The sequence below is a fragment of the Micromonospora sp. AMSO31t genome, assembly GCF_008868175.1.
Taxonomy (GTDB): Bacteria; Actinomycetota; Actinomycetes; order Mycobacteriales; family Micromonosporaceae; genus Micromonospora.
The window spans coordinates 1-10,925 of record NZ_WBKT01000188.1 but is presented as its reverse complement, the minus strand read 5'-3'; the positions used below and the strand labels follow the sequence as shown (position 1 = coordinate 10,925).

Below are 10,925 nucleotides of genomic sequence, written 5' to 3'. Positions count from 1 at the left end.
AGGGCTCAGGCGATCCGGCGGAGCCGGCGTACGGCGAGGTAGAGCAGGAGGGCGGCGAGGGCGACGAAGATGCCGGTCTCGATCCACTGGAACAGCCAGAACCGGTCCGCCGGCTGGTACAGCTCCCAGTTGTAGGCACCGGGTCCGGCGCCGAGTTCCTCCCCGCAGCGGCGGCCATCCGGTCCCTGGCCGCCCGGCGGACACTGGATCCGGGTGTCGGCCGCCACCATCTTCCCGTCGGCGCTGCGCACACCGCTGGCGAGGACCCAGTTGCCTCGGTCCTCCCGCAGCGCATCGGCCCCCTCGATCGGGAAGGTGAGGGTGCGGGCGGGCTGGTAGTGCGGTCTGGCCAGGATCGCCACCGCCGCCCGTACCCCGATGAACGCGGCCAGGGTGACGCCCATGGCGGGCAGCATCCGGCGCCAGAGGGTGCCGGCGAAGATGCCGAGTGCCACCGCGAAGAGGGTGTAGCCGATCGGGGCGATGCCCTGCAGGTCGAAGACGATGAAGCCGAGGCGGCCCTCGTGCGCGGCCTGGGTCAGCGGGCTGACCCACCAGGCCATGCCCAGTCCGTAGCCGATTGCCAGGGCCACCGTGACGACGACGACCAGGCCGAACTTCACCAGGGCCCACCGCGTCCGGCCGACGCCCTGCGTCCAGGCGAACCGGTGCGTGCCGTGCTCCACCTCCCGGGCGACCAGCGGGGCGCCCCAGAACAGACCGACGAGCACCGGCAGGACCACGAGCAGGACCGCCACCAGGTTCAGGCTGGCGTACCGGTTGGTGAACTGGCGGAACGCCGACTCGCAGCCGTTCGCGGTGACCGGGTCGGTCTGCGAACGCGCCAGCTGACTGACGCAGTCCGGCAGCCCGAGCTCCGTGAAGCTGTGCCGCATGGACAGGCCGATCGGGAGCATCAGGGCCGCGAGCGCGGCGAAGGCGAGGAGGGTGAAGAGCAGTTGCTTGCGGTGCTGCCGCCAGGCCAGCCAGATCATGCCGGCACCTCCCAGGCCGCGTGGCTCGTGGTGGTCTCACCCTCGGCCAGGTACGCCAGCACGAGGTCCTCCAACGTCACGTCGTGCACGGTCCACTCCGGGGAGAGGACTTCGCCGCTCGTGCGGACCAGCAGCGTCGACTGCCGGGCGGTGTGGCTCGCCCGGACCACGGCGTCCACTCCCTCGATCGGTTCGCCGCCATGCCGGGGCCCGACCAGCTGTCGGTGTGCGGCGACCAGGTCGTCGACCGCGCCCACCAGGTGCACCCGGGCGGCCTGCAGCACGACCAGGTAGTCGCAGACCCGTTCGAGGTCGGCCAGCAGGTGCGAGGAGAGCAGCACGGTCGTCTCGGAATCGGCGACGCTGCCCATCAGCGACTGCAGGAACTCCCGGCGTGCCAGGGGATCGAGGCTGGCGACCGGTTCGTCGAGGAGCAGCAGCCGGGGTCGCTTCGCGAGTGCGAGCGCCAGCGCGACCTGCGCCCGCTGGCCGCCGGACAGCTTGCCGACGGGCAGCTTCGGCGGGATGCCGAGCTGGGCCAGCCGGTTGCGGGCGAGCGCCCCATCCCAGCGTTTGTTCATCCGGCGACCCAGCTCCACCAGCTCGGCCGCGGTGAAGTCCCGGTAGAGCGGGGTGTCCTGGGCGACGAAGCCGATCTCGGGCAGCACCGACGGGTTGGCGTACGGCGTTTCGCCGAAGATCCGCACCGCGCCGGCGTCCGGCCGCAGCAGGCCGACCGCGAGGTGCAGCAGGGTGCTCTTGCCGGCACCGTTGGGGCCGACGAGGGCGGCGATCCGCCCGGCGGGCAGGCGCAGCGAGCAGTCCCGCAGCGCCCAGGTTCTTCCGTACCGTTTGCCGAGCTGCTCGGCCTCCAGCGCGATCTCCATCAGCTGTCCTCTCATCCTGCTGAGGCGGGTTCGGCGCGCGTCGTGCCGGCGACGAGTGCGGCCCGCATGGTGGTCTCGACCAGGGCGGTGACGTCTTCCGGGGTGAGCCCTGCGGCGCGGGCGCGGTGCAGCCAGGCCACCAGCTCCTCGCGAAGCTCGGTCTGATCGGCCAGCGACGAGCCGGCGACGGTGTTGCGGACGAAGGTGCCGACGCCGGGGCGCCCCTCGACCAGACCTTCGATCTCCAGCTCGCGATACGCCTTCAGCACCGTGTTCGGGTTGATGGCCAGCGACTGCGCGACGTCGCGGACCTTCGGCAACTGGTCGCCAGCCGTCAGCAGCCCCACCCGCAGGGCCTGTTTGACCTGCTGGATCAGCTGCACATAGGTGTTCACCTTGGACCGGCCGTCCAGTACGAACTCGATCACGCGACGCCCTTCTATTGTCCTACGACAGTAGGACTATAGGACAGGATCCGCCGCCGTGCGGTCCCCTCGCCGGGAGTGTCGGAGGCGAGGCCTAGCGTGCCGGGCGTGGGCATCCTGACCGAATACTTCGCGGCCACCCCCGAGCGGGCGCGGGCCGCCGGGACCGGGCCGGGCGACGACCTGGCGCCGCTGCGGTGCAAGAACGTCGAGCCGTTCGTGCTGGGCGGCGCGCTGTGGGAGGTGATCCGCGCGGGCCGGCTCGGGTCGCCACGCGCCGGGCTGCACGCCGGCGGGGAGCGGATCGACGGCCACGACGACGAGGGGCCGTACCTGGTCCGGCTGGTGCCGGACTTCGTCGCCGAGCTGGCGGCGCTGCCGGACGAGCGCCTGCGGCCGGTGGCCGCCGAGTGGCGCACCGCCGAGGAGTGGATGGGCGAGCCGGAGACAGACCTGCTGGCCGAGCTGGTGACCGAGCTGCGCCGGGTGGCGCGGGCGGCGGGCGCGGACGGGCTCGACGCCTACTGCTGGATGTGTCTGTAGGGCGGGGGAGGGTGGAACACCACGGGCGGCACCTGGGGGGATCGACGCCCGTGGTGTTCCACGATCGAGGGCTGACCTCGGTCAGCCGAAGGCGGCCTCCAGGATGGCCAGGCCGCGGGCCATCTCGTCGTCCGAGATGACGAGCGGCGGCAGGAAACGCAGCACGTTGCCGTAGGTGCCGCAGGTGAGGGTGAGCAGCCCGGCCGCGTGGCAGGCCGCCGAGATCGCCGCCGTGGCGGCCGGGTCCGGGGTCAGCGAGCCCGGCTGGACGATCTCCACGGCGAGCATCGCGCCACGGCCGCGCACCTCGGCGACGCGCGGATCGCGGGCGGCGATGGCGCCCAGCCGGTCGGCCATGACGCTGCCGATCCGCCGGGCGGCGGCGGCCAGGTCCAGCTCGTGCATGGTCTCGATGGCCGCGAGCGCGGCCGCGCAGGCGATCGGGTTGCCCCCGTACGTCCCGCCGAGGCCGCCCACGTGCACCGCGTCCATCAACTCCGCCCGGCCGGTGACCGCGGCGAGCGGCAACCCGCCCGCGATGCCCTTGGCCAGGGTGATCAGGTCCGGCTCCACGCCCTCGTGCTGGCAGGCGAACCAGTCGCCGGTCCGGCAGAACCCGGTCTGGATCTCGTCGGCCACGAACACCACGCCGGAGGCGGTCGCCCACTCGCGCAGCGCCGGCAGGAACCCCTCGGCCGGCACCACGAAACCGCCCTCGCCCTGGATCGGCTCGATCAGCAGCGCCGCCACGTTCTCCGCGCCGACCTGCTTCTCCACCATCTCGATGGCCCGGGCCGCCGCGGTCGCCCCGTCGAGGCCACCGTCGCGCAGCGGGTACGACATCGGCACCCGGTAGACCTCACCGGCGAACGGCCCGAACCGGTGCTTGTACGGCATGTTCTTCGCGGTCAGCGCCATGGTCAGGTTGGTCCGGCCGTGGTACGCGTGGTCGAAGACCACCACCGCCGGCCGCCCCGTGGCGTGCCGGGCGATCTTCACGGCGTTCTCCACCGCCTCGGCGCCCGAGTTGAACAGCGCCGAGCGCTTCTCGAAGTCGCCCGGGGTCAGCGCGTTGAGCTGCTCGCAGACCGCCACGTACGACTCGTAGGGCGCGACCATGAAGCAGGTGTGCGTGAAGCGCTCGACCTGCGCCCGGACCGCCTCGACCACCCTCGGCGCCGAGTTGCCCACGTTCGCCACCGCGATGCCGGCCGCGAAGTCGATCCACTCCCGCCCGTCGACGTCGGTGATGGTGCCGCCGCCCGCGCGGTCGACGTAGGAGGTGATCGTGCTCCCGACACCCCGGGCCACGGCCGCCCCACGCCGCTTGTGCAGTTCCTCGCTCGACATGGGTCAGCCCTCGATGTTGTGCATGACGTGCTTGATCCGGGTGTAGTCCTCCAGGCTGTAGACCGAGAGGTCCTTGCCGTGCCCGGAGTGCTTGAAGCCGCCGTGCGGCATCTCCGAGACGAACGGGATGTGGGTGTTCACCCAGACGCAGCCGAAGTCCAGCCGGCGGGTCATCCGCATGGCCCGGCCGTGGTCCCTCGTCCACACCGAGGCGGACAGGCCGTAGTCCACGCCGTTGGCCCAGCGCACCGCCTCGTCCTCGTCGGAGAAACGCTGCACGGTGATGACCGGCCCGAACACCTCGTCCTGGATGATCTCGTCGGCCTGGCGGACCCCGGAGACCACGGTCGGCGCGTAGAAGTAGCCGCGCTCGCCGACCTGGGAGCCGCCGGTCTCCAGGTTCGCGTGATCCGGCAGGCGGTCCACGAACCCGCGTACCCGGCCGAGCTGGTTGGCGTTGTTCAGCGGGCCGTAGAGCACGTCCTCGTCGTCCGGCGCGCCGGTCTTCGTGTTGCGGGCCTGCTCGGCGAGGGCCGCCACGAAGTCGTCGTGGATGCCCGGGCCGGCGAGCACCCGGGTGGCGGCCGTGCAGTCCTGGCCGGCGTTGAAATAGCCGCCCACCGCGATGGCCTCGGCCGCCGCCGCCACGTCCGCGTCGTCGAAGATCACCACCGGCGCCTTGCCGCCAAGCTCCAGGTGGGTCCGCTTGAGGTCCGGCGCGGCCGCCGCGGCGACCTCCATGCCGGCCCGCGTCGAACCCGTGATCGAGACGAACTGCGGGGTCGGGTGCGACACCAGCGCCCGGCCGGTGTCCCGGTCGCCGCAGACCACGTTGAACACGCCCGGCGGAAGGAACTCCGACGCGATCTCGGCCAGCAACAGCGTCGACACCGGGGTGGTGTCGGAGGGCTTCAACACCACCGTGTTGCCCGCCGCCAGGGCCGGGGCGATCTTCCAGACCGCCATCATGAGCGGGTAGTTCCAGGGCGTGACCTGGGCGCAGACGCCGATCGGCTCCCGCCGCACGTACGAGGTGTGCCCGGCCATGTACTCGCCGGCCGAGCGCCCCTCCAGCAGTCGGGCGGCGCCCGCGAAGAACCGGAACTGGTCCACCGCCGGCGGCAACTCCTCGTCGGCGGTGAGCTGACGGGGCTTGCCCGTGTTGCGGACCTCGGCGTCGACCAGCTCGGCCGCCCGGGACTCCACGGCGTCGGCGAGCTTCAGCAGGGCCTTCTGCCGCTCGCCCGGGGTGGCGTCCCGCCACGTCTCGAACGCGGCGGCGGCCGCCTTCATGGCCGCGTCCACGTCCGCCGCACCGGAGACCGGCGCCTGGGCGAAGACCTCTCCCGTGCACGGGTCGATCAGGTCGGCGAAGCCGCCGTCCACCGGGTCGACGTACTCGCCGTTGACGAAGTTGCGCAGCTGCTGCTGATCGCTCATCAGGTGTCTCCGAGGGGTGGCCGGGAGGAAGGTCAGCGGAGGTTATCGCAATCTGACTGCCATCTTGGCTACTGAATCCGAGGCAGACAAGGGTTTGAGCAACTGTTTCCGCGCGGCCTTGTGTGGTCTACGCTGCCGAGCGTGGAGCCGAGAGCCTTCTATGTCGCCGGCCGCCCCGCCCACGGCGAGGGTGAGCTGACCGTCACCCACCCCTACGACGGCCGCACAATCGGGCGTACCACCCTCGCCACGCCCGACCAGGTCGAAGCCGCCGTCGCGGCAGCCGCCGAGGTGGCCGCGGCCGCCGCGGCCCTGCCCGCGCACGCCCGCGCGGCCGCCCTCGACCACGTCTCCCGCCGGCTGGCCGACCGGGCCGACGAGGTCGCCGCCCTGATCACCGCCGAGAACGGCAAGCCGGTGAAGTGGGCGAAGGCCGAGGTGGGCCGCGCGGTCTCCACCTTCCGCTGGGCCGCCGAGGAGGCCCGGCGCTTCTCCGGCGAGCTGCAACGCCTCGACACCGACCCGGCGGCCACCGGCCGCATCGCGCTGGTCCGGCGGGTGCCCCGAGGCCCCGTCCTGGGGATCGCGCCGTTCAACTTCCCGCTCAACCTCGTCGCGCACAAGGTCGCCCCGGCCATCGCCGTCGGCGCCCCCATCGTGGTCAAGCCGGCCCCGGCCACCCCGCTCTCCGCGCTGCTGCTCGGCGAGATCCTGGCCGAGACCGACCTGCCCGAGGGGATGTTCTCGGTGCTGCCGCTGCCCAACGAGCGCGCCGCCGAACTGGTCGCCGACCCCCGGCTGCCCGTCGTGTCGTTCACCGGCTCCGGGCCGGTCGGCGCGGCCATCCGCCGGGCCGCCCCCGACAAGCACGTCACCCTCGAACTCGGCGGCAACGCCGCGGCGGTGATCTGCGAGGACTGGTCATCCGACGGGGACCTCACCTTCGCCGCCCACCGGATCGCCACCTTCTCCAACTACCAGGCCGGGCAGTCCTGCATCGCGGTCCAGCGGGTGTACGTGCACGAATGGCTCTACGACGGCTTCCTGCCCCGGCTCGTCGCGGCCGTCGAGGAGTTGCGCACCGGCGACCCGGCCTCCGAACTGACCGACGTGGGTCCGCTGGTGTCCGTCGAGGCCGCCGAACGCGTCGAGGCATGGGTCGACGAGGCCGTCGCCGCCGGGGCCACCATCGAGGTCGGCGGGCGCCGGGACGGCGCCACGTACCCGCCCACCGTGCTCAGCGGGGTGCCGTCGTCGGCCAAGGTCTGCACCGAGGAGGTGTTCGGGCCGGTGCTGGTGGTCGCCCCGGTCACCGACGCCCAGGCCGCGTTCACCGCGGTCAACGACTCGGCGTACGGATTGCAGGCGGGCGTGTTCACCCACAACCTGCAGACCGCGTTCCTCGCCGCCCGGACCCTGGAGGTCGGCGGGGTGATCGTCGGGGATGTGCCGTCGTACCGGGCCGACCAGATGCCGTACGGCGGGGTGAAGGGCTCGGGCGTGGGGCGGGAAGGACTGCGCAGCGCCATGGACGACTACACCGAACCGCGGGTCATGGTGCTGACCGGGGTGAAGCTCTAGCGCCGCTCACCAGGTGCCGTCGTCGCGGACCCGGGCGGGAGCGCGACCGAGCAGCAGGGTGGTGAGGGCGACGTCGATGTCGGGGCCGAGGAACCACTCGCCGGCCTGATCGAGCGCGAAGATCCGGCCGTGCTCGTCGACGGCGAGGATGCTCTCCTGCCGCTCGCTGCCGAGCGGGAACAGCCGAACGCCGAGCACCGCGCCGAAATCGCCGAGGGTGTCGGCGGTGTGGGCGCCGCGCAGCGGATTCGTGGTGAACCGGCTGATCCATACGTCCTCGCCCGGCCCCCGCCTGCGGCTGAGGATCGCGGGGAAGGCGGTGAGCGCCTGTTCGGCGGCCGGGAACGCCTCGTGACGGCGGTGCCGTCCGGCGATCTCGCGGGTCTCGGCCATGGCACCCATGGCGAGTGCCTCGTTGAACGCGCTGATCTGCCAGCCCGCATCCACGAGTGCATGCTGCACCGCGTCCGGGAATCGGCCGGGCTGGATGACCTGCCGCGGCTCCGGGCGCCACTCCTCGGTGAATGCCAGATCGGACCACGGGAGGACGTTGAAGCGCACCAGGAAGGTGGTGCAGGAGTCGCAGGGAAGCTCCGCCGGGCCGCCGGCGGGATCTCCTGGTTCGCGGATGCGGAAGACCTCGAACCGGCTTGTGCCGAGGATCGCCCGGGCCTCCTCCAGCGTCAGCGGCGGAAGGTTCTCGGTGGCACGGAGGTGATCCCGCTCATGCAGGACGTCGGAGACGACGATCATCTCGGCATGCCGCTCGCTGCCCCGGACCAGGTGACCGGCGGGCAGCTCGTCCAGATAGGCCTGGACCAGCGGATGATGGCGCAGCTCGACGTCGCCCTTGGCGCCCTGCGCGACGTGCGCGCGACCGTCGACGCTGAGGTGGGCCGCCGCGCCGGGCGTGGGCAGCCTGGTGATCTCCCGGAGCAGCTGACCGGCCGGGTCGACGGTGCGCGGTGCGCGCGGCGCGGCGGGTCGGCGCTGCCGGAACATCTGTTCGACGTCGGCGACCGGCACGCGGGGCCAGGTCGACAGCTCGCCCGTCTCCTTGTCGATGACCGTGGTCGGCAGATCACCGGGAAGGGCCCGGGCCTGGGTGGCCACAGTGGACGTGACCAGGTAACCCAGGTCGAACTCCGCGACGAACGGAGTGCAGGGGAATCCCAGGCGCTCGGAATCCCGTCGAGCCCAGACGGCGGCGAGTTGCTCGGCCTGCTGTCGTTCGATCACAGCCTGAAGTTACCGGACCCCACGGATTCCGTGGCGCCCGGTATGGTCGGCCCTACTGACGGTGACGGAAGGGGAGCGGCGTGGCCGAGAGCGCTGACCGGGACGCGAACCGCGCGCTGCGTGCACGGTTCGACGAGGTGTACGGCCAGTACCAGCGACTTCGGTCCGGTTTGGACGAATTGCAGATCCGGCTCGCGGAGCTGCGGGTGACCGAGCGCTCCGACGACGGCCAGGTGACGGCGGTCGTGGGCGCCCGCGGTGAGCTGATCAGCGTCGAGGTCGCTCCCTCGGTGTTCCGCGACCGGGACGCCGGCGCGCTGAGCCGGAAGATCACCGACACCGTGCTGCGGGCGTCCCGCGGCGCGGTCACCGCGACCCGTGAGCTGGTCGCCGGCTACCTGCCGCCCGGCTCGCCGTCGGTGGAATTCCTGCGTACCCACGACTTCGGGGCACTGCTGGGCCGTGCCGACGCCGTCCTGTCCCGCGGCGAGTGACGGCATGTCCGACGGGGAGATCTGGCTGGATCCTGTCCGGGCCCGGCGCGGCGGCGCCGACCTGGCCCTGGCCGGGGAGGCCGTCACCACCTCCCGCCGCGAGACGGGCGACCCGATCGCGGCGGCCGGCGGGCAGCGCCCGTGGGGCCGGGACGACATCGGTGCCGCCTTCGACAAGCACTACCAGGGCTACGCGGAAACCCTGCTGCGCGCCTGGGAGGTTCTCGGCCGCTCACTCGAGGGTCTGGGCACCGACGTGGTGCGTTCCGTCGTCGCCACGGTCGAGACCGACCTGACCAACGCCCGCCAGATCGGCGAGGTCCCACATCAGCAGCACAACCCGCACCGGCCCTGGCGCTGACCACCGGAGGATCCGCGCGTGAGCATGCTGCCCAGCCCGATCCCGCACCCGCTCGACCACTGCCCCTGGGACGTGCCCGGCTGGATCTACGAGGCGCTCGACTGGGTCGTCGGCGTGGAGTGGCCGGAGGGCAACGAACGGGCCGTCTGGGACCTGGCCGACCAGTGGTACGGCGTGGCCGACGTCCTGGCCGGCCCGCGGAACGACGCCACCACGGCTGCCGGCGAGGTCCGCAGCGGATACGGCGGCGTCGGCCTGGTGGCGCAGGCGTTCGGCATCGCCTGGGGCAAGGTCGCCGAGGGTGAGGACGCGCCGCTGCACGTCCTCGTGACGGCGACCGGCGAGCTGGGCAAGCTGGTCGACTCGTGCGGCTGCGACATCGAGGGTGCCAAGCTCGAAGCCTGGATCGAGCTGGGCGTCCTGGTCGTCGAGTTGCTCTCGCTCGCGGTGGCCACCGTGCTGACCATGGGCGCCGCGTCGCCGGCGGCCGGCGCTGCGATCACGGCCAGCCGCGTCGTCGTGCAGCAGATCTTCAAGCGGCTGGTGGCCCAGTTGGCCCGCAAGGCCGTCAAGGAAGGGCTGAAGGAGGCCGGCGAACGGGCCGCCAAGGAGGTCGTCAAGAGCGGTGCCCGCGGGCTCGCCCGCCGGGCCGTACTGGGCGGACTGGTGGAGGCGGGGCAGGAGGCCGGCACCAGCCTGGCGACCCAGGCGTACCAGAACTCCACGGGCCGGCGTGACGGCCTGGACCTGACCGACGTGGGCACGTCGGGGCTCGGTGGCTTCGCCGGTGGTGCGGCCGCGCCGCTGGCCGGCCTCGGGCGGCACACGCACGGGCGGTTCGCCCAGGTCGGGGAGCGCTTCGGGCGAGAGATGGCCGGCGAGACCCTGGCCGAGAGCGCGGCGGGGCTCGCCACCGGTCAGGACCTGTCGCTGGAGGACATCGCCCGGGCGGCGGCCTCCGGCGCCAGCGGCTCCGCCACCGGACAGGCGGACAGCGCGCTGCACCACCGGCTCGACGAGAAGCTGTCCGGTCTTCCGGCGCAGCCGCTGGACCTGGGGCTCCCGCCGTCCGCCGGCCTCATGCCCTCCCAGCGAATGCCGGAACCGGTCACGCTCCTCGGGGATCCCGGACCGGTGACCCATCCCGGGGCGGCCGACTCCGCCCCGGCGTCGAACCTTCCGTCGTCCCCCGTCGGCGGCGGGGCTCCGGCGCAGCCCCCGTCCGTCCAGGTGGCGGCAGGTGTCGGTGCTTCACCGGTTCATCCGGTGGACGTGGAGGTGACGACCGACCCTCCGACCGCGGCGGTGACGACGAACCCAGCCCGGCTGGAGACCACAGCGAGCCCGACGCTCTCGGCCGTGGCCGTCGAAGCGCCCGTTGCGGGAGCGCCCGGTGCCGACACCGCCGAGCTGAAGTCCGGTCCGGTCAAGAGCCCTGGGCTGCCCGACTTCGGCACGCCGAACCAGGTGGCGGCGGCCTCGCCGACCGTGGTGGGCCCGTCTGCCGCGGCTGCCCCACAGGCACACAGGCTGGTATCGGTGCCATCGGACCAAACCGGGGTGAGCGCCACGACCGGGCGCACCGGGTCGCTGGCCACCCCGTCGGCGCC

General features: G+C 72.7%; 10 protein-coding genes and 1 pseudogene. 5 read left to right on the top strand and 6 right to left on the bottom strand.

The genetic code is table 11. From position 1 onward, the window contains the following. Window positions 1-5: 5 nt before the first annotated feature. From F8274_RS27220 to F8274_RS27210, 3 genes are read right to left on the bottom strand one after another with little or no spacing between them, the layout of a single operon-like run. On the bottom strand, window positions 6-995 hold the full coding sequence (locus F8274_RS27220) for a transporter (protein ID WP_151465218.1): 990 nt from the start codon (window positions 993-995) through the stop codon (window positions 6-8). Next, window positions 992-1,882, bottom strand: coding sequence for an ABC transporter ATP-binding protein (locus F8274_RS27215; protein WP_151465219.1), 891 nt, complete (start codon window positions 1,880-1,882; stop codon window positions 992-994). The genes F8274_RS27220 and F8274_RS27215 overlap by 4 nt, the downstream gene beginning before the upstream one ends. A gap of 11 nt (window positions 1,883-1,893) precedes the next feature. After that, window positions 1,894-2,310 (bottom strand): GntR family transcriptional regulator, encoded by a 417-nt coding sequence (locus F8274_RS27210; protein ID WP_151465217.1) that lies wholly within the window; start codon window positions 2,308-2,310, stop codon window positions 1,894-1,896. Window positions 2,311-2,415: 105 nt separating this feature from the next. On the opposite strand from F8274_RS27210, the gene F8274_RS27205 reads away from it, so the two are divergent. Next, the gene (locus F8274_RS27205; protein ID WP_151465216.1) at window positions 2,416-2,850 is read left to right on the top strand and encodes a hypothetical protein; all 435 of its coding nucleotides are present in this window, start codon (window positions 2,416-2,418) and stop codon (window positions 2,848-2,850) included. Window positions 2,851-2,931: 81 nt separating this feature from the next. Here the strand turns inward: F8274_RS27205 and gabT are convergent, their stop codons facing one another. Continuing rightward, window positions 2,932-4,200, bottom strand: coding sequence for a 4-aminobutyrate--2-oxoglutarate transaminase (gene gabT / locus F8274_RS27200; RefSeq protein WP_151465215.1), 1,269 nt, complete (start codon window positions 4,198-4,200; stop codon window positions 2,932-2,934). 3 nt (window positions 4,201-4,203) lie between these two features. Next, window positions 4,204-5,640, bottom strand: coding sequence for a gamma-aminobutyraldehyde dehydrogenase (locus tag F8274_RS27195; protein ID WP_151465214.1), 1,437 nt, complete (start codon window positions 5,638-5,640; stop codon window positions 4,204-4,206). 141 nt (window positions 5,641-5,781) lie between these two features. On the opposite strand from F8274_RS27195, the gene F8274_RS27190 reads away from it, so the two are divergent. Beyond that, entirely contained in the window at window positions 5,782-7,221 is a 1,440-nt protein-coding gene (locus tag F8274_RS27190) for an aldehyde dehydrogenase family protein (RefSeq protein WP_151465213.1), read from the top strand. Window positions 7,222-7,227: 6 nt separating this feature from the next. Here the strand turns inward: F8274_RS27190 and F8274_RS27185 are convergent, their stop codons facing one another. Next, complete coding sequence (locus F8274_RS27185) at window positions 7,228-8,460, bottom strand: SUKH-3 domain-containing protein (protein WP_151465212.1); 1,233 nt, start codon at window positions 8,458-8,460, stop codon at window positions 7,228-7,230. Between the two features lie 80 nt (window positions 8,461-8,540). Here F8274_RS27185 and F8274_RS27180 point away from each other — a divergent pair, with 80 nt between their 5' ends. The 3 genes and pseudogenes from F8274_RS27180 to F8274_RS27170 all read left to right on the top strand — a co-directional run. Next, on the top strand, window positions 8,541-8,954 hold the full coding sequence (locus tag F8274_RS27180) for a YbaB/EbfC family nucleoid-associated protein (protein WP_151465211.1): 414 nt from the start codon (window positions 8,541-8,543) through the stop codon (window positions 8,952-8,954). A gap of 4 nt (window positions 8,955-8,958) precedes the next feature. Then, a complete protein-coding gene (locus F8274_RS27175; protein WP_151465210.1) occupies window positions 8,959-9,315 on the top strand; it encodes a hypothetical protein in 357 nt (118 codons plus the stop codon). 24 nt (window positions 9,316-9,339) lie between these two features. Further along, window positions 9,340-10,925 (top strand): annotated as a pseudogene (locus F8274_RS27170) (hypothetical protein); the annotation flags it as partial.

Excerpts from the sequence above, each read along its gene's own strand:
- F8274_RS27215 (WP_151465219.1), bottom strand. The coding sequence starts at position 1,882 with ATGGAGATCGCGCTGGAGGCCGAGCAGCTCGGCAAACGGTACGGAAGA.
- F8274_RS27175 (WP_151465210.1), top strand. The coding sequence starts at position 8,959 with ATGTCCGACGGGGAGATCTGGCTGGATCCTGTCCGGGCCCGGCGCGGC.
- gabT (WP_151465215.1), bottom strand. The coding sequence starts at position 4,200 with ATGTCGAGCGAGGAACTGCACAAGCGGCGTGGGGCGGCCGTGGCCCGG.
- F8274_RS27195 (WP_151465214.1), bottom strand. The coding sequence starts at position 5,640 with ATGAGCGATCAGCAGCAGCTGCGCAACTTCGTCAACGGCGAGTACGTC.
- F8274_RS27220 (WP_151465218.1), bottom strand. The coding sequence starts at position 995 with ATGATCTGGCTGGCCTGGCGGCAGCACCGCAAGCAACTGCTCTTCACC.